Origin of the sequence: Ureibacillus thermosphaericus, from assembly GCF_002370195.2 — a bacterium.
Lineage (GTDB): Bacteria > Bacillota > Bacilli > Bacillales_A > Planococcaceae > Ureibacillus > Ureibacillus thermosphaericus.
The window spans coordinates 1,096,035-1,120,831 of the sequence record NZ_AP018335.1 but is presented as its reverse complement, the minus strand read 5'-3'; the positions used below and the strand labels follow the sequence as shown (position 1 = coordinate 1,120,831).

General features: G+C 36.0%; 25 protein-coding genes and 1 pseudogene. 10 read left to right on the top strand and 16 right to left on the bottom strand.

Annotation, left to right across the window (positions count from 1 at the left end; translation table 11 throughout):
- Positions 1-3 precede the first annotated feature (3 nt).
- Positions 4-837, bottom strand: a complete 834-nt coding sequence (locus tag UtA1_RS05435) for a lipoate--protein ligase family protein (RefSeq protein WP_096550297.1) — start codon at positions 835-837, stop codon at positions 4-6.
- Between the two features lie 181 nt (positions 838-1,018).
- On the opposite strand from UtA1_RS05435, the gene hemQ reads away from it, so the two are divergent.
- Positions 1,019-1,771: a hydrogen peroxide-dependent heme synthase gene (gene hemQ / locus UtA1_RS05430; protein ID WP_096550296.1), complete on the top strand. Its 753-nt coding sequence runs from the start codon at positions 1,019-1,021 to the stop codon at positions 1,769-1,771.
- A 32-nt stretch (positions 1,772-1,803) separates the two neighbouring features.
- Here the strand turns inward: hemQ and UtA1_RS17055 are convergent, their stop codons facing one another.
- Positions 1,804-1,974, bottom strand: coding sequence for a hypothetical protein (locus UtA1_RS17055; RefSeq protein WP_016837298.1), 171 nt, complete (start codon positions 1,972-1,974; stop codon positions 1,804-1,806).
- A 335-nt stretch (positions 1,975-2,309) separates the two neighbouring features.
- On the opposite strand from UtA1_RS17055, the gene UtA1_RS05425 reads away from it, so the two are divergent.
- Entirely contained in the window at positions 2,310-2,678 is a 369-nt protein-coding gene (locus UtA1_RS05425) for a cell wall hydrolase (RefSeq protein WP_210730808.1), read from the top strand.
- Between the two features lie 30 nt (positions 2,679-2,708).
- Complete coding sequence (locus UtA1_RS05420; RefSeq protein WP_016837300.1) at positions 2,709-3,140, top strand: spore coat protein GerQ; 432 nt, start codon at positions 2,709-2,711, stop codon at positions 3,138-3,140.
- Positions 3,141-3,319: 179 nt separating this feature from the next.
- Here the strand turns inward: UtA1_RS05420 and UtA1_RS05415 are convergent, their stop codons facing one another.
- From UtA1_RS05415 to UtA1_RS05390, 6 genes are all read right to left on the bottom strand, one after another.
- Positions 3,320-4,990 (bottom strand): methyl-accepting chemotaxis protein, encoded by a 1,671-nt coding sequence (locus UtA1_RS05415; protein WP_096550295.1) that lies wholly within the window; start codon positions 4,988-4,990, stop codon positions 3,320-3,322.
- 102 nt (positions 4,991-5,092) lie between these two features.
- Entirely contained in the window at positions 5,093-6,268 is a 1,176-nt protein-coding gene (locus tag UtA1_RS05410; RefSeq protein WP_096550294.1) for a M20 family metallopeptidase, read from the bottom strand.
- Positions 6,269-6,455: 187 nt separating this feature from the next.
- Positions 6,456-6,839 carry a DUF423 domain-containing protein gene (locus UtA1_RS05405; protein WP_016837303.1) on the bottom strand — a complete coding sequence of 128 codons (384 nt, stop codon included), beginning with the start codon at positions 6,837-6,839 and terminating at the stop codon, positions 6,456-6,458.
- Between the two features lie 29 nt (positions 6,840-6,868).
- Complete coding sequence (locus tag UtA1_RS05400) at positions 6,869-7,159, bottom strand: YwdI family protein (RefSeq protein ID WP_016837305.1); 291 nt, start codon at positions 7,157-7,159, stop codon at positions 6,869-6,871.
- Positions 7,156-7,335 carry a hypothetical protein gene (locus tag UtA1_RS05395; RefSeq protein ID WP_016837307.1) on the bottom strand — a complete coding sequence of 60 codons (180 nt, stop codon included), beginning with the start codon at positions 7,333-7,335 and terminating at the stop codon, positions 7,156-7,158. Before UtA1_RS05395 ends, UtA1_RS05400 begins: the two co-directional genes overlap by 4 nt.
- Before the next feature lie 97 nt (positions 7,336-7,432).
- Positions 7,433-8,110 carry a uracil-DNA glycosylase gene (locus UtA1_RS05390; protein ID WP_096550293.1) on the bottom strand — a complete coding sequence of 226 codons (678 nt, stop codon included), beginning with the start codon at positions 8,108-8,110 and terminating at the stop codon, positions 7,433-7,435.
- 218 nt (positions 8,111-8,328) lie between these two features.
- On the opposite strand from UtA1_RS05390, the gene thiD reads away from it, so the two are divergent.
- From thiD to bshB2, 3 genes are all read left to right on the top strand, one after another.
- On the top strand, positions 8,329-9,162 hold the full coding sequence (thiD, locus tag UtA1_RS05385; RefSeq protein WP_096550292.1) for a bifunctional hydroxymethylpyrimidine kinase/phosphomethylpyrimidine kinase: 834 nt from the start codon (positions 8,329-8,331) through the stop codon (positions 9,160-9,162).
- Positions 9,163-9,375: 213 nt separating this feature from the next.
- On the top strand, positions 9,376-9,723 hold the full coding sequence (locus UtA1_RS05380) for a YojF family protein (protein ID WP_096550291.1): 348 nt from the start codon (positions 9,376-9,378) through the stop codon (positions 9,721-9,723).
- Between the two features lie 13 nt (positions 9,724-9,736).
- Positions 9,737-10,414, top strand: coding sequence for a bacillithiol biosynthesis deacetylase BshB2 (gene bshB2, locus UtA1_RS05375; protein ID WP_096550290.1), 678 nt, complete (start codon positions 9,737-9,739; stop codon positions 10,412-10,414).
- A 598-nt stretch (positions 10,415-11,012) separates the two neighbouring features.
- Here bshB2 and UtA1_RS05365 read toward each other — a convergent pair.
- Together UtA1_RS05365 and UtA1_RS05360 are read right to left on the bottom strand one after the other, a co-directional pair.
- Positions 11,013-12,152 (bottom strand): IS110 family RNA-guided transposase, encoded by a 1,140-nt coding sequence (locus UtA1_RS05365; RefSeq protein ID WP_096549889.1) that lies wholly within the window; start codon positions 12,150-12,152, stop codon positions 11,013-11,015.
- Positions 12,153-12,438: 286 nt separating this feature from the next.
- Positions 12,439-12,918 carry a hypothetical protein gene (locus tag UtA1_RS05360; RefSeq protein ID WP_096550289.1) on the bottom strand — a complete coding sequence of 160 codons (480 nt, stop codon included), beginning with the start codon at positions 12,916-12,918 and terminating at the stop codon, positions 12,439-12,441.
- A gap of 529 nt (positions 12,919-13,447) precedes the next feature.
- On the opposite strand from UtA1_RS05360, the pseudogene UtA1_RS05355 reads away from it, so the two are divergent.
- A pseudogene (locus UtA1_RS05355) lies at positions 13,448-13,684 on the top strand (helix-turn-helix domain-containing protein); the annotation flags it as partial.
- Between the two features lie 218 nt (positions 13,685-13,902).
- Entirely contained in the window at positions 13,903-14,364 is a 462-nt protein-coding gene (locus UtA1_RS05350; protein WP_096550288.1) for a hypothetical protein, read from the top strand.
- A 110-nt stretch (positions 14,365-14,474) separates the two neighbouring features.
- On the opposite strand, the gene UtA1_RS05345 is transcribed toward UtA1_RS05350, so the two are convergent.
- Positions 14,475-14,771: a hypothetical protein gene (locus UtA1_RS05345; RefSeq protein WP_096550287.1), complete on the bottom strand. Its 297-nt coding sequence runs from the start codon at positions 14,769-14,771 to the stop codon at positions 14,475-14,477.
- Positions 14,772-15,110: 339 nt separating this feature from the next.
- Here UtA1_RS05345 and UtA1_RS05340 point away from each other — a divergent pair, with 339 nt between their 5' ends.
- Positions 15,111-16,463, top strand: coding sequence for a YjiH family protein (locus UtA1_RS05340; RefSeq protein WP_096550286.1), 1,353 nt, complete (start codon positions 15,111-15,113; stop codon positions 16,461-16,463).
- 344 nt (positions 16,464-16,807) lie between these two features.
- Here UtA1_RS05340 and UtA1_RS05335 read toward each other — a convergent pair whose 3' ends face one another.
- Both UtA1_RS05335 and UtA1_RS05330 read right to left on the bottom strand, forming a co-directional pair.
- On the bottom strand, positions 16,808-18,088 hold the full coding sequence (locus UtA1_RS05335) for an IS4 family transposase (RefSeq protein ID WP_232019937.1): 1,281 nt from the start codon (positions 18,086-18,088) through the stop codon (positions 16,808-16,810).
- A 537-nt stretch (positions 18,089-18,625) separates the two neighbouring features.
- Positions 18,626-19,840, bottom strand: coding sequence for an IS110 family RNA-guided transposase (locus UtA1_RS05330; protein ID WP_096550284.1), 1,215 nt, complete (start codon positions 19,838-19,840; stop codon positions 18,626-18,628).
- Positions 19,841-20,367: 527 nt separating this feature from the next.
- Here UtA1_RS05330 and ilvA point away from each other — a divergent pair.
- Entirely contained in the window at positions 20,368-21,627 is a 1,260-nt protein-coding gene (gene ilvA, locus UtA1_RS05325) for a threonine ammonia-lyase IlvA (protein WP_096550283.1), read from the top strand.
- Between the two features lie 168 nt (positions 21,628-21,795).
- On the opposite strand, the gene UtA1_RS05320 is transcribed toward ilvA, so the two are convergent.
- From UtA1_RS05320 to UtA1_RS05310, 3 genes are read right to left on the bottom strand one after another with little or no spacing between them, the layout of a single operon-like run.
- A complete protein-coding gene (locus tag UtA1_RS05320; RefSeq protein ID WP_096550282.1) occupies positions 21,796-22,590 on the bottom strand; it encodes an ABC transporter ATP-binding protein in 795 nt (264 codons plus the stop codon).
- Positions 22,583-23,614 carry an ABC transporter permease gene (locus tag UtA1_RS05315; RefSeq protein ID WP_096550281.1) on the bottom strand — a complete coding sequence of 344 codons (1,032 nt, stop codon included), beginning with the start codon at positions 23,612-23,614 and terminating at the stop codon, positions 22,583-22,585. Before UtA1_RS05315 ends, UtA1_RS05320 begins: the two co-directional genes overlap by 8 nt.
- A gap of 34 nt (positions 23,615-23,648) precedes the next feature.
- Positions 23,649-24,671: an ABC transporter substrate-binding protein gene (locus UtA1_RS05310; RefSeq protein ID WP_096550280.1), complete on the bottom strand. Its 1,023-nt coding sequence runs from the start codon at positions 24,669-24,671 to the stop codon at positions 23,649-23,651.
- Positions 24,672-24,797 lie beyond the last annotated feature (126 nt).

Sequence of the window (24,797 nt, the reverse complement as noted above, 5' to 3'; positions counted from 1 at the left end):
CATCTACTTATTTTTTCCAATCAATTTGTCATTACGCTCCAATACTCTCTTTAAATAAAAAGAATATAAATCTAATTCCTCCTCCAGCAGCGGCTGAAACAAAACGTTTCCAGAAAGTGAAGCGAGCAATTGTTGAACTTGGAAGACTGTTTCTTGAACAGTAATGGGGCGATTTAACAATTCGCTTAAACTAGCCATCACTTCCGGCTGTACGTTCGGATATTGGAATTTAGTTTGTACATCTTTTAAACTCGTTTCATACAATGCCCGAATAAGTTCTGCTCGCTCGCTTCCACTTCCTTCAATACATAAATAAATCTGTACAGCAACCCCATTTCGTATTCGACGTTGAGAAATCCCTGCAAACTTTTTTCCTCCGATGCTTAAATCATATGAACCTGGGCAATATGAGCCGACAATTTCATAGGCTTCGATTTGATGTGCAGCTTCTGAAAATAACAACTTAATAAATTGAAACATTAATTCATAGCCAGTATTTATACTAATGGAACCTGGTGCTTCTGAAAGGACAATGGAAATATTTAATACGCCTCGATCGAGTACAACTGCAAGACCACCGGAATTTCGGACAATCGCTTCATAATGTGCTTTTTTTAATCCTTCAATTCCCTCTTGAATGTATGGCATACGATGATCCTGAATACCAAGTACAACGTAAGGATGATGCACCCATGTGCGAACAACTGGAAAAGACAAGCCTTGGCCCACTAAATGGCAAAGGGTATCATCCATCGCAAAAGACTCGAGTGGGGTACGGTTAAAAGACATTGACTGATCGATAAAACGCCACGTTTTTTGCTGTAATAATGTTTGCATTGTATATACTCCTTGTATATTAATAAGCGTCTCTATTTCAAGGATACACAAAAGTATTTTTGAATGAAAGTAAACGATTTCATGAAAGGTTCATTAATTTTAAGTTTATTTGCAAGGAATATTTTATAATTTATGCTAAGATTATTGTGAATGATTATCAATTCGAAGGAGTGTTAAAGCAATGAGCGAAGCAGCATTAACTTTAGATGGCTGGTACTGTCTGCACGATTTTCGTGCAATGGATTGGGCTTCTTGGAAATTAATCTCTGAAGAGGAACGCCAAGCAGCGATTGAAGAATTTAATCAATATCTAGATAAATTAAATCAAGTTCACGAAGCTAAAACTGGTTCTCATGCCTTTTATTCTACAATTGGCCAAAAAGCGGACTTTATGTTAATGATTCTTCGTGAAACGCCAGAAGAAATTCACGAATTAGAAACTGAATTTAATAAATTAAAAATAGCTGATTTTACAATTCCAACATATACTTATTTCTCTGTTGTGGAGCTCTCAAACTATTTAGCAAGCGATTCGAACGAAGATCCATATCAAAATCCATATGTTCGTTCACGTTTATATCCGGAACTACCTCGAACTAAATATGTTTGCTTCTATCCAATGGACAAGCGCCGTCAAGGTAATGACAACTGGTACATGTTGCCAATGTCTGAACGCCGTAATTTAATGCGCTCCCATGGTGAAATTGGACGCAAATATGCTGGAAAAGTAAAACAAATTATTTCTGGTTCTACTGGTTTAGATGACCACGAATGGGGCGTAACATTATTCTCAGATGATATGCTTCAATTTAAGAAAATTGTTTATGAAATGCGCTTTGATGAAGCTTCTGCCCGCTTCGGAGAATTTGGCGAGTTCCTCGTTGGCAACTTATTAGATCAAGAAAAATTCGCAAAATTACTTGAAATTCGGTAATTAAAAAAGCGAGACGTGTTGTTGCGTCTCGCTCATTCATTTTCATCAGGCGTTTTTAAAATCATAATGATTGTTTGAAGTAAAAAGCCGATGAAAAGAATTAAAATAAACAGATACCAATGGAGCGGTTGATTGAAGAAACTTGCAATAATAAACGCCAAAATAGCACTGACGACAATCCCAATCCATACACCTAATTGCAATTTCACCAACTCCCACTAAAATAATCTAGTTGCTCTCTTCTCCCCTCTATTTAGTATTATCTATTCCCCAATTCGTCACAAACTAACACCTCTACTCATATTCTATTCAATAGTGTTGCATGTCGAAACACGTCAAACTTTTCAATTCTAGTTTATTGATATGAGTCTCACTTTATACAACTCCATGCCGTAAAATATCTTTATTCAAGTAAATGAAACATTTTTTGCAAATTTTATTCTGATTCGTGATGGCTTGCATACATTATTTTGAGGAGGTATGAAAAATCGCCGTCATTGCAACTAATGAAGCGCAAGTTGCCTTACTTGCTCGATTGATGAGAGCCGAAGCAGAAGGAGATGGAGACCTTGGCATGTTGTTAGTTGGGAATGTAGGGGTGAATCGGGTACGGGCAGACTGTCTAGATTTTAAAAACATACGGTCCATTGAAGATATGGTTTATCAAAGCCCTGGTGGTTTTGAGGCAGTACAAAAAAGTTATTTTTACCAACGAGCACGTCCGCAAGATATTGCATTAGCACGCAGAGTGATTAATGGAGAACGCTTCGTTCCTGGCGACAGAGCTCTTTGGTTTTTCATGCCTACAGGAAGCTGCCCTGCTCAATGGTATGGACAATGGAATACCGGTCGTTATAAGTCCCACTGTTTTTTTGCACCTGCTGAAGGCGTTTGTCCTGGTATTTAAGCATTAAATTATTATGAAAGGGTGTTTTGAGTGACTTACTATTATTGGGGTCCTGGTGCATCGGGAAATCAATACTATCAACAACCATTTATTGGCCAAGGCCAAATGCAGCAAACGCCACCTTCTGTACAAAGCGGAAATTGGATGACACCTTCCGGAACTGTGTTGCCTGGTACTGGGGGTAGACAAACAGAGGAATCTTACATTGAAAACATTTTACGTGAAAATATCGGTGTAACAGGTACATTTTCTTTCACATTCCCAAGTGCAGAAAATCCAAGCGAAAACAAAGGAAATACATTGCGCATTCGCGGAGTAGTCATGCAAGCCGGTCGAGATCATGCGGTGATTCGAGAAGCGAATACAAATCACGTATACTTATTACCAATGATTTACTTTGACTATGCGCGATTTGAAGAAGGATTTAGATATATTAATACACCGACTAGACCTCAGCGTTAGTGAAACAAAATCTACATTTTCAACTAAAATGCAATTACTTAATTTCTAACGCTACACATTTTCGTCAAACATCGACTATTAGACTAATAGACTACACAAAATTAAAAAGAGCGAATGGAAACTTTACATTTCCTTATTCGCTCTTTTTTGTGGGTTATTCGGACAAGTCGTTAATCCTTTTATTCGATGCGGAATTTTCTGATTTCCTTTTGTAAGTTTTGTGCATTATCATTTAATTCGGCAGCCACTTTATTCACTTGTTCAATCGTTGCAGCCTGCTCTTCTATATTTGTAGCAACCATTTGAATTTCGCTCGCAGATTCAGTGGATGCAATGGAAATTTCATTGATCGCAGCAGAAACCTCCTCAGCACTTGCTGAAATTTGTTCGCTTGTTGCAGATATTTCCTCAATCTGGATTTTCATCTGTTCAATTGCTTTCACAATGTTAGCGAAGTTTTGTCCTGCTTCTGAAATGACTTTTACGCCGTCTTCCACTGAACGTAATGAATTGGATACAGCTTTTTCGACATTTTCGGTATCTCGTTTAATTTCCACCGTCAGTTCAGTAATTTGACTTGCCGATTCTTTTGATTCTTCTGCAAGTTTACGAACTTCCTCAGCAACTACAGCAAATCCTTTTCCATGTTCCCCTGCCCGAGCCGCTTCAATAGCAGCATTTAATGCTAGTAAATTCGTTTGATCTGTAATTTCAGCAATAACCCTTGATATATTTTCGATTTCTTCTGTTTGTTTGCTCAATTTTTGAACTAAATCATTAACAAGGCTCGTAGAAAGACTAATGGTATCCATTTGTTTTTCTGCATGTAAAATAATTTCTCCACCGTGTACGGCCATATTGCTCGTATCTATAGAATTGGAATGTAAAAGCTGAGTGGATTCAGCAATTTTTTGTACGCCGATAGCTGTTTCATCCATCGCTCGAGCGGAATCATTTGCCGCTTGAGAGTTCGTCTGAGCCACTTCCGCTGTCGAATTAACGCGACGAGACATATCCTCACTTGTGGAAGTAATTTCCTCAGTACTCACAGAAAGCTGTTGTGCTGCAACACTTAATTGTTCCGAGTTTTGCTGTACGCTTTGAATGAGTGTTTTTAAATTATTTTTCATCGTATTAAATGCTTTTGAAAGCTGGCCAATTTCATCTTTTGAATTCACTTGTAAATCCTTTTCCGTTAAATTACCGGATGAAACCACTTTTACTGCTTCCACTACTTTTCTTAAAGGTAACGTAATTGTTTTTCGTACAAAATATACTAAAATTCCGCTGACAATTAAGCTGGCAATTAAGACAATCACGGCAGTAAAGTTGGATGAGTAGATGGCAGCATTGGTTTCTTTTTTTATCTCTTCCAATTGTTCCGTCTGGTATTGAGTTATTTTATCAATCGTATCAATAAGACCTTGTCGAATGGATTGAATATTTTCGTTATTTAATTCTTCATAATTAATCGTTTCGTTTACTATGGCAAACTCTGCATCGAATGCTTGTTTATATTGCTTTAATTCATCAATATAACCTTTCATCGTATCGGTAGCAGCCAATTCTTCCAACTTTGCTATTTGCTGATCGATTAATTGTGTGTATACACTGACCATTTCATAATTGGAATAATCTTTCGTAAGAAGAAATTTTGTGATTGAATTATCAAGTCTGGCTACTTGATAACGAACTGAAGAGACTTCTTGAAGCGCTACCACTCGTTCATTTAATGCCTCATCTACTTGATTATCGATTCTATTAAAATTTATAAAACTAACAATCATCGATATACACAGTAGCCCGATTAAGGAATAAAAAGCTACATTCATTTTTCCCCCGATGCTCATCCTGGTCACCTCATCATATGGAAATATACTATAAGTCTATTATACTATTTTCTTTTTCATTTTTTATTAGATATAAGGAAGATTTTATAAAAATTAATATGATTATCTATTTTCCAAATAAGTTAGTGTAGCAAGTCCCATCGTTTTTGCAGCAATTAACATCGCTCGTTCATCAAAATTAAATTTTGGATGATGATGTGGATATGCTGTTTCCCAATCTGGGTGTTTTGCACCAGTTATAAAAAATGTACCAGGCACTTTTTGCAAATAATAAGCAAAGTCTTCTCCAACCATCAATGGTTCACATTCTTTTACTTGATTTACTTCAGAAATGGCTTTTGCAATATCAGCTAAAAAGGCTGTTTCATCTGGATGATTCACAACGGCAGGATAACCTCTCGTATATTTAAATTCATAAGTCGCATTTGCTCCATCACATATCGCTTTAAGCAGAGATTCCAACTCTTTTTCAATTTGATTGCGCACCTCTTCATCGAGTGTACGGACAGTTCCTTTTAATGTAGCTTTTTCCGAAATAATATTGTACGCTTTCCCAGCTTCAAATTGTCCTACCGTAATGACCGCTTGTTTGAGTGGACTAATTCTTCGCGAAATGATGGTTTGCAACTGGCTTACATATTGAGCACCAAGGACGATGGAATCTATAGCATTATGAGGCTCTGCTCCATGTCCACCTTTACCATGAATTGTCACTTCGAACATATCTGGAGCTGCCATAATCGCACCACTTTTTACATGGATTTCTCCTAATGGCGTAGGAGCCCAAAGATGCGTTCCGAAAATCACATCTACCCCATCTAAACAACCATCTTCAATCATCGGTTTTGCACCGCCCGGAAGCACTTCTTCCGCAAATTGATGAATGAACACAATATTCCCGCTGATTTCTTCCCTCATTTCGTAAAGTGCTTTAGCTAATATTAAGAGCGTTGCCGTATGACCGTCATGCCCACAAGCATGCATAACTCCATCTACCTTTGATTTATAAGGGATATCGTTTTCTTCTTGGATTGGCAATGCATCAAAGTCAGCCCTGAGCGCCACTGTTTTTCCAGGTTTTGCTCCACGTAAAGTGGCTACAACTCCTCTTCCACCGACTCCTTCTCGAACTTCAAGGCCTATTTCACGATGGAAATTCGCAATATATTGAGGTGTGTGCACTTCTTGAAAAGATAGCTCTGGATTTGCATGTAAATATCTTCGAATGGAAACCATTTCCTCATAGTATCGATCTAACAATAGCAATAATTTTTCCAATGTAAAAACCCCTTTCCAAGTTGCGTCCTTTTACATATTATCGTACCATGAATAAGCACCATAGAATGTGTCGAAATATTGCGGAATATCAAATTATATTTTTTATACTTTCTTTAATATATTCCTAAAACCATAAAAAAAGCAGCTTAAAGCCGTTCACATGGACTTCAAACTGCTAAAGTTTTGATTAGTAAATTCTGCTTTTTGCTATACCAATGATGAGCAAAACCCATCCTGTTAAAAATAATACTCCACCGATTGGGGTAATAGCACCTAAAATTCCGATACCCGAAACAGCGAGTATGTATAAACTGCCAGAGAAGAATAAAATACCAATGGACATAGTGAGAAACGACCATTTTAAAGGAGACGTATCTCCTATTAATCTTGGATGCATTAAAATACCCACTAGAACGATGCCCGCTGCATGAAACATTTGATATTGAACAGCAGTATCCCAAATTCCTGCACCATAGTCATCCAATACTTCTTTTAATGCATGTGCACCGAATGCTCCTAATGCAACCGCTAAAAAGCCAAATACTGCACCTGTTATAATAGAACCTTTCATTTTACAAAACCTCTTTTTTATTTTTATTTTTAAAAATCAAAAATTGATTCCCCGTTTGCATCCTCTTCATCTAGTTTGGTTGAAGGGGGAAGTTGATTTCCGTGAGATACTTGCACATAGCTTGGCATTTGCCTTTGCACATAACTTTGCACTTGGTCTTTTTGGGCAAAGGACGTTGGTCGTTTTTCTGAGTTTAATGCTACATCACATAACGCTCGAATGGCGCTCAACAATTCACGTAACTCTTGTTCACTAGTCGTTTGTTTTGCTTGTACCACATAACGTTCAATTTCGTTAAACAATCTTTCGTAGGAAATCATTTTCTTTCCCCCTGTAATTCCTTTCGTTCAAACTTTAAACAATCCATCCCGGAAGATTGTTTTACAACAACAGACGGTAATTGTCTTGTTTTGAATTGATAAGCTGTACAACCTCGTGGATTGTTTGGATCCCACGTTACTTTAAAATATTTACACTTAAAACAGTTGACTTCCATGGGAAACCCACCTTTTATTTCACTCTACCAAATTTCCAATGTTGTGAAAAGTTCAATCAAAGTTGTTCAAAAACTTTCTAAAAAGTTGGTGCTCATTTTATGTTAAACACCAATCAATTGGTTCTTTTCCCCATTCAATTAACTGTGCGTTGATTTTAGAGAAAGGTCTACTCCCGAAAAATCCGCGATGAGCGCTTAATGGGCTTGGATGGGGCGCTTGTAAAATGCAGTGATGAGACCCCTTTCGTTGAATGATTGTCCTTTTCATTTGTGCAGGTCTTCCCCATAATACAAAAACGATTGGGTCTTGCCGCTCTGCTAATTTTTCAATAACGGTATCGGTAAATTGCTCCCAACCCATACCTTTATGGGAGTTGGCCTCCCCTTGTCTCACTGTCAACACCGTGTTTAATAAGAATACTCCTTGTTTCGCCCATTTCATTAAATAGCCGTCCTTTGGAATGGGACAGCCTAAATCATTATGTAATTCAAGGAATATATTTCGTAGACTTGGTGGATGAGGCACACCTGGTTTAACAGAAAAACACATGCCGTGAGCTTGTCCAGGTCCGTGATATGGATCTTGACCTAAAATGACAACTTTTACATCTTTGTATGGAACAGAGTAAAAAGCACTCATCACTTCATCAATTGGCGGATAAACAATTTTTGTACTATATTCTTCAGCTACAAATTTTCTTAAATTCTTGTAGTAAGTTTTTTCGAATTCATCTTGCAAAATTTCTTGCCAGTCATTATCGAATACTTTTTTCAAATCAGAACACCTCTCTTTCAACCTACTTGATTACGCGAAGATTATCAATAGTTTTATATAATCTGTTCGGACACGCTTTGGAAAACTTTCTCTTTATTTATAATTTATACCTAGCTAGTTGTGTTCTGGCTATATCATTTTTTATCATTCTGACCATTTTTGTAAAGTCAGATTAGGTATATACTAAAAACACAATCATTAAGTAGGAGTTGAGCAAATTGACATTGAAGAAAACATTAACAATTGCTGGGTCTGATGCATCAGGCGGCGCCGGAACTCACGCAGATTTAAAAACTTTCCAAGAATACGGCACTTATGGAATACAAGCTTTAACTTGCATTGCAACAATGGATCCAGATCATGGTTGGAGACATAGTGTATATACATTGCCTATTGATGTATTGAAAGCACAACTAAAAACGGCCATTTCTACCGGCATTGATGCAGTGAAAACTGGAATGCTTCCTAATGAAGAAGTGATTCAGGTTGCGGCAGAAGGCATTCAACAATCAGGAACTAATAATGTCGTAATTGATCCAGTGATGGTATGTAAAGGGGAAGATGAAGTATTAAACCCAGGTAATGTGGATGCCATGATTCAATATCTTTTACCTCTTGCCCTTGTCACAACTCCAAACTTGTTTGAAGCGGGACAATTAGCTGGAATGAAAACACCAAAAAACATTGAAGAAATGAAAGAGGCGGCAGAAAAAATTCATGCATTAGGCGCAAAAAATGTGGTTATTAAAGGTGGCCGTTCTCTCGGAACAGAAAAAGCCATTGATTTATTTTTCGATGGGGACAAGTTTTATGCATTAGAGACGGACCCTATTGAAACAAATTATAATCACGGCGCAGGCTGTACTTTCGCAGCAAGCATTACTGCAAATTTAGCAAATGGCTTATCCGTACAAGAAGCAGTTGTTGCTTCAAAAGAATTCGTTGCAGCAGCAATCCAGCATGGCTGGCGATTGAATCAATATGTTGGTCCAGTGATGCATGGAGCAAAAAACGTATTTGGAGCTCCAAAAGTTACAATAAATGAAATTTAATTTCCAAATACACTTTCCCAATGATATTCATCCAATCCCAAAAGCAATGAAATTTCAAAAAAATAGCATTTTATTAAGAAAACACCCGTACAATGAAAATGTACGGGTGTTTTTCATTCATTTCAATATTTTTCATTCGCATTGCTTTTTCTTTTCATCGAGTGAAATTTTTTACTATACTAATAACATAAGTCTCTGGAAAGGGGAATGAGAATGAAGGAAGTTGATGTGCTAGAGCTTCAAAAGTTAATTGACTCATTTGCAAATAAAGATGTTTATATACACCTCGAAACAACAAATGGCTCTTATGCCACTCACTATAACGAACAATTTTTTAATGCCAGCGCATTTATCCGCAACGCGAAAATTCGATATGAACATGGAAAAGTCATCAATGATAATCCCCACCGCGTCGGGCTTAAATTGGAAAACGGATGGGTTTATGCGCAAGGGATTACCCATTATGAATTAGATGAACAAGGTAGACTATTAATGGCTGGGTTAAACCACGAAGGAAAATTAGCGATTGCACTAGAAATTAGCGAAACGCCATTTACTTAAGGAGGGGATTAATATGACTTTAAAACCACAGCGCCACGTTTTAGTTGTTTTTCCACATCCAGATGATGAAGCTTTTTCATCTGCCGGCGTCATTCGACTTTATCGCAATATGGGAGTTCCCGTTACATACGCTTGTTTAACTTTAGGAGAAATGGGACGCAATCTTGGAAATCCTCCTTTCGCTACCCGTGAATCATTGCCTGAAATTCGTCGAAAAGAATTGCAAGAAGCATGCAAAGTAATGGGGATAGAAGATTTACGAATGATGGGCTTCCGAGACAAAACGATTGAATTTGAAGACGATGAAAAAATGGTGAAGCTCGTTCAAGATTTAATTTCGGAATTGAACCCTTCTCTCATCATCACATTCTTGCCAAATTACAGCGTTCACCCGGATCATGAAGCCACAGGCCGAGCAGTTGTTGAAGCAGTTCGCCGAATGCCGAAAGATGAGCGCCCGACTGTTTACGGTGTCGGATTTGCCAATAATACAATCGCTGAAAAAGGAGAACCAGACGTCATTATTGATATTACAACCGTCAAGGAAGATAAATTAAAAGCATTACTAGCTCATAATTCTCAAACAACATGGATGGTTGAAGAAAATCAAAAGAGGATTGATGAAGGTCAACCGATGAGTGATAGTTGGTTCCATTATGAAAAGTTTTATACAATTACGTTTGTTGATTAATTAAAAAGCATGCTTTTTATACAATCGAGTAGGAGGGAGCGATTAACTCCCGTCCTCTCACACCACCGTACGTACGGTTCCGTATACGGAGGTTCAATTAAGATAATTGACGCAAGTTTTCATAACGAGCTTCAAGACTTTTCGGCCCTTGGTTTCTCCAATAGGAGTTACCAAGGGTTCTGTGTAAATAATGTGTTTAGATGAGGGGGTTGTCCCGACCTCTTTCTCTAATTCCTATAATTTTGTATTAGAGTGATTAATTCTCTCTTACTTGATTGTATTAGTCTTGTTTTTCTTTTAATATAGCAACACCGAAAACTGCTCCTATTGCTGCAGATATCATATTTAATATAATTTTAATTGAAAGTGATAAATCATTAAAGAAATATTCAAAGATGGAATTAACTAAAAATACAGCTAGAGCAGCACAAATTGCAGGATAAAGTCTTTTTTCTGTGAAAATAATTTAATTCCACTTAGCCCATGAATAGCTTCAATCTATTGAGGGTAATATATAAATAACCTAAAAAAGACAATAAGAAAGCAGAGCTACCTAATGGAAGGTAACTTTGTTTAAACTTATTCTTCTTTGGTTATACTAATTAATTAAAGGTTCTTTATAAGGCTCCTTATTAATTAGCATGGAGTAAATGATTCGAAGCATTCGATGCGATATGGCAACGAGTGCTTTTTTCTTTCCTCTTCTTGCAGCAATCGACCAATATTTAGCAGCTAACCAACGATTCCTACTTCTAGAGATTGCCCATGCTACTTCGCACAGTACAGTTTTGATATGAGGATTCCCTTTAGTCGTTTTAGTTGACTTTCGTTTTCCTGCACTTTCATGATTTCCTGGAGCAACTCCGGCCCAAGACGCTAAGTGTTGAGAGGTAGGAAATTGTTCCATGTTCACCCCAATCTCTGCAATAATAATTGCTGCGGAATCCTTTTTAATACCCGGAATCGTTAGTAATAACTCCACTTCTTCTTTATAATTCTTCAGAATTTCATCTATTCTTTCCTCGATTTGGCTGATTAATGATTCTAAATAAACGATGTGTTGCCAAGATTGTTTGATTAGAAAGATTTGATGATCGTTTAAAGTACCGAATAAAGAGTCTGTAATCATTTGTTTTTTGTGCTTCATTCTTCCGTGAATACTATTTTCTACATCAATGGAATCAACATATCCATTTTGAATTAATTTGGATAGAAGTTTTCTTCCAGAAACACCAAACACATCTGAAATAACTGAATTTAGTTTAACATTTGAGCATTCTAATACTTTCAGAATCCTATTTTTTTCTGAAGTCAAATGGCCGATCCATTTTTTACGAAGCCGAGTTAAATCACGAAGGTTTCGTATATCTTCTGGTGGAACAAAACTTTTTTCAATCAGTCCATAACGCAATAACTTCGCAATCCACTCTGCATCCGAAACATCTGTTTTTCTTCCAGGGACATTCTTGATTCTTTGAGCGTTCGCTAATGTAATATCAAAGTAATCCTCCAAAATGTTATAAACAGGTTTCCAATAAACTCCAGTACTCTCCATCGCAATGTGCGTAATGCCATGGTTTTCCAACCACTTTAGTAAACGAAAGAGATCCTTTGTTAAAGTGGGGAAAGTTTCTGTTTCAATGAATAATTCATCGTCCTGTTCGCCAATCATGACACAAGCAACAATTGTTTCAGCATGTACATCTAATCCTGCACAACGTGTCATCAGTACATCCAATATAATCCCTCCCATAAAGTAGATTCACAAACAGCGAGTGAATTTGAAATATAAGCATTTTTCTGTACGTAGTCATCATTCCAAATGAATGAGCTAACAATGGGTTGTTCACCAAATCCACTCAAACAGTTTTTTATTCAGGGTATCATCCACCATAAAAGCCTACGTATTGTTAACTGTTTGTGTTATCTACATTATGGGAAAGAAATATCCATTTTCATGCCAGGGTTGTGAATGAAAATTCATGATTGTTTTTTATGTTAATCACCTTTCACTTAAAATTAATTTACTGTTTATAAACTCTTACACCGGTAGTCGGGTTCAAATATGGGATATAAATCACTAGTGGAACCGCATCTATATATTCATTAATAATTGTTGCAGCAGCAGCACCTATAGCAGCACCTCCAATAGCTCCCGGGATGCCACCATAACTACCAATTAAAGCACCTAAAGCAGCAGTTCCACCTGATACTCCGCCTTTTAGTATAGCATTAACATCGGTTTTTGTAAGGTAAATTTCCACATGATTCCAATATACTTTTATACCTCTTTTTCCTTCTTCACTTTTAGAAGCCGTCTTGACTGAACTCAGTGGTTTGTTTAATGATTCTTTGTTTAATGAAACAATAATTGTATCCCCGTTAGTTTCTAATGAATACTTGTTATATATTTTCGATTCTAACTTCATTGTTTGTAAATGTGCATTAACTTCTTCTAATATTTTGTTTACTTGTTCGAATTCTGATTGTGTAATATTTTTCATTAGCTCCGCTTCATTGTTGATTATGAATTTAAAATCAACTAACTCGATATAAGGGTCTTTTTTACCAACTCATCTGTTAGATTAGAGAAATTTGAGATAGATGAGTTTGAAACGATTTCTTGTTTGTTGATAGAATTCACATTTGAACTTCCAAAAGCAGTAGTTGGCATTATTAACGTAGCACTACATAATGCAGCAACTCCTATTTTTGTTATCTACGCATTTTATTTCCTCCTTTGAATATACTACTACAATTACAATATATTCAAGTAATTGGAAAAATATTGAAAATATATAAAATAATCTATCACGGCCACCTTTTAAAAAATACGAAAGTAGGGATGATTATGATAAAAATTAAAGTTTGTCAGTATGGTTATTCTGTTAATGAATTAATAGAATACGATGTTTGTGAGGCTCCTTTAAATATTGAAAGGCCAATGTTGAATTATGAAGAAAGAAGAATCGATTTGAGTGAAATATTTTTACCTTATTCAGTCCTCAAAAACTATAATTATTTAGATTTATGCAAACTTTTGGTTGTGTTCGTTTTGTCTACAACAAGATGCTAGCAGAACGTAAAGAAACATATGAGAAGTTCAAAGACGATAAGGAAACGCTTAAAAAGCAAAAGTTTCCGACACCAGCAAAAAATAAGAAAGAATTCCCGTTTCTAAAAGAGGTGGATTCTTTAGCTTTAGCAAATGCACAGATCCATTTGCAAAATGCTTATAAGAACTTTTTTGAAGATCGTGCGGAGTTCCCTAATGAATATCTCGAATATTGGAAAGTAAATAACATCATGTTTTATTAATTCCTTATAGTTATGACGTAAATTCCTTTCACAAACGTTGATATTATAAGGTTTTGTTGTAGTTACGTCTGACGTTGTGAAATAAGAAGATGGAATAACGTCTGACGTATTCACCTAAAAAGCTTGATATAATCAGTGTTTTACAAAAATTCCAAGAAAGGATGTTTTCTATGATCGGACTTACATTAAGAAACTTAGAACGTATAAGAACAAGTTTGTATTTGGAACAAGTAGTGCAAGTTGAACTCCCAAAAAATATGCTAAACAGACCAATCGAGCAATTCGCCCAGCCAATAATGGTTAACGGTTATCCAGTGATCCAATTCAGATACGAGGGTGCTATGCCTTTGTATAGTGAAAAGGACAAAGAATATACAGCACTTGTTAGAGATTATTATTTTCAAGTTACCTCTGATATGTACAATTACCCTGAACTAAATATTAGTTTCGATAAAGCAACATTAATAATTCAGCACGTTTTTCCAGATAGAATCATACGTGATTTAGATAATCGAAACAGAAAATACTTAATCGACGCTATTAAGTTCACAGAGTTAATTGATGATGATAATTTTCAAAAACTATCTATATACGAAGAAGGGTTTGTGAAGAAATTACAATTAATTTCTTAAAAATATCAATATAAACCAATGTACCAGAAAAACCTTTAAATGGTTATACTGGGAAAAGTAATTCCGAGACTTTTTATTGAAATCCGTTACGTGTTTCTGCAAAAATCAAGTTAAGAAAACAAGATATTGATTTTATCGTACTTCACTTCTTCCATAGCTTCTAATTTCCATTTCTCTATGTCAGCAAAGTAAACTAAAAGTTCCAGTAGATCCTTTTTTCCTTTTTTTAAATTTTGTACCCTAGGTAATACTAATCCGACAACTTTTTCCCCATTAAATTTGAAAGGACTTTCAAAGCGAATTGTTTCCTCATTTTCTTTCTCACTAACGCCCATATCATCTAATTTTGACAAATAAATCATATGTGCCGTTACTATATCGTCACGTTTAGTTAATACCGCTAACATTTGACCGGTGTTTTGCCTCCAGCTTCCTTCAGATTCCGCGTCACCACGGACACCCTTTCGTTGAGCTAACCTCTACTTCTGTCTTCGGGGTTCGGGACTTACACCCTATAGTTCATGTACATGCCGGGCGCACATCAAAAAAACACCATTTTTTCACAAATGGTGTTTTTTTATTTACCCTCTTCTCTTTTATGCAGTTTTTTGCTATTTTAGTGTAGTATAAAAGACAAAAAGTATAAAATTTTCGAAATACTATTATTTTTTCTATTTATATAGACATCAGTATAAATACCATTTATAGTGTATAAATATGCAACAAAAATTAATGAGGGGTTTATTATGGCAAAAAAATTTCATCCATATACATGGTTTTTATTTTTATGTCTTTCGATTTTAGGTATCTTTTTATTCATTATTCCTGTTAGTACGCCAGATGGACTTAAGGTTCCAATCGCACTTTTGGCGAACGGTCTTTCTGCTAATATCGTAACCTTTATCCATTGGTTTACGTATGTTGTCTTTATTATTGCTGCTGTTGGATCTATTGTGATGCACTTTGTACCGCAATCAGGAAAAGTGACGATTTTCGATGCTTTATTCCGTACTCATGCATTCTGGACAGTAATGCGAGTTTTAGCGGTCGTATTTGCAACGTTATATTTGTTCCAAATCGGGCCGGAAGCCTTCACTAGTGAAAATACATCTGGCTTGTTATTAAATCCTGATGGCGGCTTAGTAACAATGATGTTTTCATTGTTCTTATTTGCCGGGTTACTGTTGCCACTTTTGACAGATTTCGGGCTATTAGAATTTTTTGGTTCCATGATGGTAAAAATTATGCGTCCCATTTTTAAAATTCCTGGACGAGCTGCTATTGACTGTTTAGCTTCTTGGGTTGGAGACGGCACAATTGGTGTGCTTCTCACAAGTAGACAATATGAGCAAGGAAACTATACAGCGAGAGAGGCTGCTACAATCGCCACTACCTTTTCCGTCGTTTCGATTACTTTCTGTTTTGTGATTGTTGAAACGGTAGATCTTGGCCATTATTTCTTGCAATTTTACGGTACGGTCATTTTAGTTGGTTTAATCTTGGCTGTCATTATGCCAAGAATCTATCCTTTACGAAATAAACCGGATACGAATTTTGACGGATCTACTCCAGAAAGTCGCCGTGAAGATGTTCCGGAAGGATTTAATTCATTTACTTTTGGCCTACAAAATGCGTTAGATAAAGCCCATAGCAATCGAAATTTATTAAAAGTGGTTCGCTCAGGCTTTAAAAATGTTTTGGAAATGTGGTTTGCCATTACACCGGTCATCATGGCATTCGGTACAATAGCATTAATTCTTGCAGAATATACTAGTTTCTTTAAAATTTTAGGAATGCCATTCGAACCGATTTTGCAATTATTCCAAATTCCTTACGCAGACGAAGCTGCCCAAACAATGATTATTGGATTCGCGGATATGTTGCTTCCTTCTATATTAGGAGCTGGAATCGAGTCTGAATTAACTCGTTTCTTTATCGCAACAATTTCTGTTACGCAATTAATTTATATGTCTGAAGTTGGTGGCTTGATTTTAGGTACAAAACTTCCATTAAAAATTTGGGATTTGTTTATTATCTTCTTAATTCGCACAATCATTTCAATACCGATAGTTGCTTTCATCGCTCACTTAATCTTTTAACTTATGTGACGAGCTTGGGACAAAATATAAAAAACACCATTTTCTCACAGGAGAAAATGGTGTTTTTTTGATAATTGTAGAATTGATTTCCGTTCCGGGGACGCTTTCCGCGGGCCCGGCTCGAGCCCAATGTCATAAAGTTATTGAACCAAAAATTTACAGTTATTAGGCAACCACCGGTTGCCTCCTTTTAAAAATATTAAATCATCCTTTATAGCTTTAATCATTTTCTAAAGTTAGGTAAAAAAGGCAATAGAATGCCCGAGGCTTAAATATTTATTTTTTAAGCCCCTAATTTATTTACATTTAATAAACAAATAGGTTATATTTATCCTATGTATTGTTTATAGACACCTTTTTTGGTTTAGGGGATACTTTGTTGAGGACAGACCATTCCTTCGTGGGTAGCTTCTCCCAAACCGAATAGGTGTCTTATTTCTTATAATCACTTTCATGATTTTTGTAAACATTCTCTCTCTTTTGATTGGACAATCTTCTAATAATAAGTGAACCATCCTATCTTTTAATTTTCCTATTAAGATATTTGTGTTTACTTGATAATCATGTTTTCGTCTTTTTTTCTTACTCTCCTCATTAATTGTTTCATTGGCATCATTTCTCAATAAACTGACCATATTCGATAAATATATTGATGCATAGAAATCTTGTTCAATTGCGATTTTCGAACCACCCGTAAAATTTTCTATTTCGATTTTATTTTTCACGTTATTATACTCAGTTTCAATTCCCCAGCGTTTAAAATAAAGAGTTTTGAACTCAGAAATATTGAAGCCTTCCTCTATTAGATTTGTGACAAGTATTTCTTCTGTGTCAGAATCTAGTAAGAACCTAACTACACGAGCATTAACCACTTGGCCCTCATGTGTTATTTGTATAATTTGATCAGCTTTCTTCGCTTCGACAATTTCCTTTATCGTATTTTTTTGACATCGCATAAGATACTTGATGCCAATGGCATCTAAAAAAGCGATAAAATCTCTTGACGGATAACCTCTATCAAACAAAATTAGGTCGTTCTTCAATCCGGTTTGTACGAGTTCTTTAATCATATTCTTTGCACTATCTCGCTCAGCTACCTTATAAGGATCGATTTTAGAAGTTATTATAATCCCATTTTCAAGATCATAGATACAAGAGGCTCTAGCTCTTGCATAGCTTGACCTTTGATTTCTTCCATACCCAAAATAATTTCGAAGTTCCTCGGTGTCAGGTATTTGTAATACACTTCCGTCAATTGCGCAAAGCCTAAATCCACGATAAGTTTTAAAAGAATTTTCTTCATAATACCAATTAACAATCGCTTTTGAGAGTTTTACAAAAGCGAGGGGAGAAACCTTCTTTCGTGCAGCAGAATAGCCTTGTTTAGAAATACTAATATCTGATAAATTAAACTTGTCAAAAAAGTCGTCAAGTTCAATCTGAAGACTCTTTTTGACAAAATTTAAATTAAATAAAATTGTATTTTTGAAATTTAACTTCTTTTCTTTTCGCGTAAAGTACGTTTCCTTTGTTCGAGATTCAATCATAAACATCACATCATTCAGCATCTTTCGAGTAATCTCAATTGCCCCTAAAAAAGTACTTTTTGATTTCAAAAAAACCACCATCCTCGTTTTATTAACCAAAAATTGGCTTCTAAAACGATTTTGGTGGACTTTTTAAAAACACAAGAGTCTTATTACCTATCTTTGTGAATATTAAATTAAAAATTGGTATTTTAATAAACTTCCATTAATTGTAAATATAAGTTGATGACATTGGGCTCGAGCCTCCTCTGATTCAATCCTTCGCTCCTGCGGGGTCTCGAGAGGGCTCGTCGCAGGAAAGCTTTGAATTTACTTCCTTGAGCTTGCTCCGCTTTGCGACTAAGCGTGCGCGACAGGAGCACTCGCCCCGTCACTCCAATCAATTTTTTACAAAAAATCTTTTTGCAGCTCGTTCACTTTATTAGTTATATCCCAGCCTCGTTTCTTACGATCAGTCAAGTATATTTTATTAATTTGTATATGTTTTTATTTTAGTTGTAGTTGTGAGGGGGTACCCCCTCACAACTACAACTAAATTTTGGCATGCCAAAAAGACCTAACGATTTTTAATTTTTTCGAAAGGTCATTTATGGTATAGTGTAGTTAATCGATTATTTAACTTAAGGCAGTTTCATAATCGTATAAAATGCCATGTGTCAGTAACTGGAACGTCACTTTTAAAAATTTATTGATACAGGCGATAATCGCAACCTTATGAGGCTTTCTCTGAGGTTGTGTTTTTAATTTATAATAGTAATCTACAAAATGATTCGGTTTATCTTTCTTCTTCATAATCATGGCACACACCATAAAATATAAAAGCTTTCGCAAGTGTTTGTTACCTCTTTTATTAATACGATCATGATACTGTGTATTCCCCGATTGATAGCGCATAATATCAATTCCCGCATAAGCATTCAATTGTTTAGCATTTTGAAAGCGACGAATATCACCCATTTCCCCAATTAATCTACAAGCAGTAGAATCACCGATACCAGGGATGGAACGTAAAACCATATACTCTTTTCGATCTTTTGATAAAGTAATCATTTGTTGGACAAGTGCTTCTTTTTTATCCTTTAATTCTGCTATTCGATTTGCGTAATCACGGACTTGTTCACATCGCACATCGGTAGATTTAATCGCTGGATAACTATTTTGAGCAGCTTCTAATAAAGCAATTGCTTTTTTCTCTGCACGTTCTAAAGAAAGGTTCTTTCTTGTATTCGCTTTTAGGCGATTCTTAATGACAGTTTTAGAGTGAGCTAAAACAAGTGTTGGGTGAGGGTATAGTTGTACTATATTTAAAAATAGTGCAGAATTTGGTGTCAGCATTTTTTCTAATTCTGGAAAACTCAATTGTAAAATGGAATGCATACGATTTTTTAATAAAATCATTTCTTCATCAATTTCATCATAATAACGTGTCAATGCACGCATCTGCTCATAATAATCATCTTGGATATAGGTTGGTTCTCTCTCCATTTTAAAATGTGTTTTGGCTAATTCATGAGCATCGCTTATATCGGTTTTATGTCGACGCATCTTCGCCATTTGTAAGTTCGCTTCAAGGGGATTCATCCGACAATATGCATAACCGTAATCTTTTAAAAATGCTTCAATCGGTTTTGAATAAACACCTGTTGCTTCAAATACAATGTCTGGTGCTTGGTCATCAAGTGATGTAATATCTACTATTCGCTTATGCAATTGTTCAAAATCTCTTCGTGTATGATTGATTTCACCTTCATATTTGCACTGACGATAACTATCATAGATCGTTACTGTACTCTTTCCTTTACTAACATCTAAACCAATAACATGTTTCATTCCATTACCCCTTCTTTGCCAATTCATAGAAGTCTTCACATGACCTTATCGATTCCACTTTCTTATACACGATCTCTATGGACCCAACATACTAAACTGATTCGCATAAGGGTGTGAAGTTAGCCAGTTTTTAATACGGATTCAAAGATCCCTGAGACTGGTCGACTTTTCTTCACTTCTACTATAAAAAATAGTAGCACAAACCTTGGCCTTGGTTTGTACTACTAATCTTAGTATGTTTTTTTAAATACGGCTCCTACTTATGGAAGCATATGGATTATTCAAATAACTTTAACACTTTAACGTTTTAAATAAACAAATTTTTTTCTTTTTTTATCGATTTATACCTTGATTTTTTTAAAAGCTGTCTTTAGACTATTCTGTATATTATTTATATTTCAAAAGTTTTATGTATGAAATCATGTACATATAAGGGACTTTACAGTATGGTATTTATAAATCTCATAAAATACCGAATCTTATGTTAAAATAAATAAATGCTGGAACTAACGGAGGTTAAATTTAAAATGGAAGTTGCGGATAAAAGCTTTACTGTTGAAAACATCTTAAAAGCACAGCACCAATTAAAAGATGTAGTAATTCATACGCCATTGCAAAAAAATGAATATCTGTCAGAAAAGTACGGTGCGAATATTTATTTAAAACGTGAAGATTTACAATCAGTGCGCTCCTTTAAGTTACGGGGTGCTTATTATAAAATTAAAAAAGTTGAAGATGAAGCACGTGCAAGAGGTGTTGTTTGCGCCAGCGCCGGCAATCATGCCCAAGGGGTAGCTTATTCTTGTGCTCATTTAAAGATTAAAGGAACCATTTTCATGCCGTTGACAACTCCAAAACAAAAAGTCGACCAAGTGCGCATGTTCGGTCGCGATTATGTGGAGATTGTGTTAACTGGCGATACATTTGATGATTCAGCAAATGCAGCGATGGATTATTGTTTGGAACATGAAATGATCTTTATTCATCCTTTTGATGATTATGATATTATCGCTGGACAAGGCACATTGGGCGTAGAAATTTTAAATGACATTGAAGAACCTCTTGATTTTGTATTTGGAGGTATCGGTGGCGGAGGATTAATGAGCGGAGTTGCTGCCTATATTAAAAACATTTCACCACATACAAAAGTGATTGGGGTTGAACCAGAAGGCGCTCCAAGTATGAAAGCAGCCTTTGAAAATGGCGGACCTGTCACTTTAGAAAAAATTGATAAGTTTTGCGACGGTACAGCAGTTCAATCTGTTGGGCAAAAAACTTATGAAATTTGCCGCAAATATTTAGATGATATTATTACAATACCGGAAGGAAAAGTAAGTACAACTATTCTTGACTTATATAATAAACACGCTATCATTGCAGAACCATCCGGCGCATTACCAGTATCCGCCTTTGATTTTTTTGCGGATCAGCTAAAAGGAAAAACGGCCGTTGCGATTATTACAGGTGGCAATAATGATATCAGCCGTATGCAAGAGATTAAAGAAAAATCATTATTATATGAAGGTTTGCTTTACTACTTTATCGTCAACTTCCCTCAACGCGCAGGAGCATTACGCCAATTCTTAACGGTTGTTCTCGGCCCTAATGATGATATTATCCGATTTGAATATACGAAGAAAAACAATAAAGAAGAAGGTCCTGCACTAGTCGGAATTGAAGTAAGCAAGCCGGAAGATTATGAAGGCTTAATCGATCGCATGCGAGTGAATGGTTTTGAGTTTAAAGAAGTGAATAAAGACAGCACTTTATTTGGATTGTTGATTTAACAAAAAAGAAACCCGAGCGTTTAATGTGATCAACGCCCGGGTTTTAAATTTTATTAACAGATTTTGTATTATTTTTTTCAAGTTGGAAGGATAGTATTCATTTTTATTTTGGCATTTAAAAAAATAAAAACCAACCCTTATAATAAGAGTTGGCTGTATCAACATTAATTACCCCAACAACGCTCGGTCAGAATTCATTTTTTCACCGCGGATGAGTTCGAATTCAGCCATTAAGTCTGGAATTGTTAAGTTTGGTTTTTGAACTTCATCTACTTCTAAAATGATTTGCCCTTTATCCATCATAATTAAACGATTGCCTAAATCGATAGCTTGTTGCATGTTGTGCGTTACCATTAACGTTGTTAAATGATTTTCTTCTACCAATTGCTTTGTTAAGTTCGTAATCAATTCTGCTCGTGATGGGTCAAGAGCTGCCGTATGCTCATCTAGTAATAGAATCGCAGGTTGCGTAAATGTTGCCATCAATAATGACAATGCCTGTCTTTCCCCACCGGATAGCAATCCTACTTTTGCATTTAAGCGATTTTCTAAATTCAAATGCAATTTCTCAAGAGACGTGCGGAAGAAGTCACGTCGTTGTCGATTCACGCCTAATCGCAATGAACGATTGGCGTTTCGAGCATAAGCAATTGCAAGATTTTCCTCAATTGTCATAGATGGTGCAGTACCCGCCATCGGATCTTGAAAAACGCGCCCGATATAGTGAGAACGCTTGTATTCAGGTAAATGGGTTACGTCTTTTCCGTCTATCCATACTTTTCCAACATCTGGTTTTAATACCCCAGAAATCATATTCATCATCGTTGACTTTCCCGCACCATTACTTCCGATAACTGTTACGAAATCTCCTGGTTTTAAATGAAGATTGATATTATTCAATGCCACCTTTTCATCTGGTGTACCTTCATTAAAAATTTTGTTAATGCCTTCTAGCTTAAGCAAGGTGATCACCTCCTTGCTTTTCTAGTTGGGCAGCGGCTAACTTTTCTTGCAGTCGCTTCGCCTTCCGCTTCTTATCTTTTTGCTTATCAATCATTTGTGGAACTACTAACGCTAAGATTACAATAATGGCTGTAATCAATTTCATATCACTTGCATCGAGGAATGGCACTCGCAATGCAATCGCAAGTACAATCCGATAAACAATTGCTCCAACTATTACCGCAAAAGTAATGCGCATGATTGATTTCGTTCCAAAAATCGCTTCACCGATAATGACCGATGCTAGACCGACTGTAATCATCCCGATCCCCATTGTCGCATCGGAATATTTATTATATTGGGCGATTAAAGCCCCCGCTAACGCTACTAACCCATTCGATAATCCAACACCTAAAATAATTAAAGTGTCCGTATTCGCTGAAAAACTGCGAATCATTCGTTTGTTATCCCCCGTAGCTCGAATCGCTAGACCAATCTCTGTTTTGAGGAACCAATCCACTATGAACTTAATTGCTGTTGTAAGAATTATCATGACAAAAAGTATTTCCCAAGTTTGTGGAAGATTTTTTACTCCTAAACTCGTCAAAATGTTATTGAAAAATGCATCAATCCCTAAATGTTCCCAGAAAGAATAAATTTTAGTGAAGATTGTTTCACTATTTAGTAGAGGAACGTTCGGAAGGCTCGCTGCATTTTCACTTGAGAAGCCCATAATTCGCAGGTTTACGGAATAGAGGCCAATCATCATAATAATCCCGGCAAGGAGCGGATTAATGTTTCCTTTTGTATGGAGCAAACCAGTGATACATCCTGCAATAAATCCTACGACAATCGCTGCTAACGTAGCTAATATTGGGTGATAACCTAAAACAATCATTGTTGCAGCTGTAGCCGCACCCGAAACAAAGCTACCATCTACCGTCAAGTCTGGAAAATCTAACACTCGGAATGTTAGATACACTCCGAGTGCCATTATTGCGTAGATGATTCCTTGCTCAACTGCACCGAACATTGCTGTAAACATATTGAATCATCTCTCCTAACATGTTGAAAATATTTTATTGTTGTGTTTCGACAAGCTCAGCTTCCCACTCGTCTTTCACTTCAAGACCAAGTTTCTCAATTGCATCTTTATTCATTACTAATTTCAATGTATTTGGATATTCTGCTGGAATATCTGCAGGTGTCGCTTCACCTTTTAAGATTTTTGCAGCCATTTCACCAGCTTGATATCCGATATCGTAATACTCGAAACCAAATGCCAACAATCCGCCGCGTCTTACAGAGTCAAATTCACCAACAACAAGCGGTAGTTTATTGCTATCTGCTACTTGAATAATAGATTCTAGAGCGGATACGACTGTGTTATCTGTAATGATATAAAATGCATCAACTTTTCCGATTAAAGATTCTGCAGCTTGTTTGATCTCTGAACTTTGAGATACAGTAGCACCTTCTACTTTTAAACCTAATGAATCAGCAATCTCTTTCACTTGGTTTACTTGAGCTACTGAGTTTTGTTCACCTGCGTTGTAAACCATTCCGATTGATTTAACGTCTAAAGCGTCTTTCATGAATTCTACCGTTGTTTTAATTGCTTCTGGGTGCAAGTCAATCGTACCAGTAACGTTTGCACCAGGTGATTCAATCGAATCAATTAATTGAGCTGCAACCGGATCTGTTACAGATGTAAAAACAATTGGAATTTCAGTTGTTACATTTTTAGCAGCTTGTGCAGATGGAGTGGAGTTGGCGAAAATCAAATCTACTCCTGCACTTGCTAAGTTTTGTGCAATTTGCGTATTCAAACTATTATCGTTTTGTGCAATTTGATAATCATATTCAACATTTAAACCAGCATCTTTCAATGCATCTTGGAATCCTTGATATGCAGCGTTTAAAGATGGATGTTCAACAATTTGTGTTACACCAATCTTATAATTTTTTACTTCTTCTGTTGTTTCGTTTTCTGTGTTGTTTTCGCTCGATTCAGATGTATCATTACCGCCGCCGCCACAAGCAGCTAGAAGCAACATTAAACCAAAGAGCAAAAATGATAGTTTTTTCATGCTACTTTTCATACAAATATCCCCCACTATCCTTCGAAAAATTACTAACAATTTCGAATAAAAAATATTTTCACTTTATTCAAATAAAGCTAGAGTTTAACGATATATTACATTCTCATCGTTCAAGAGTCAATAACA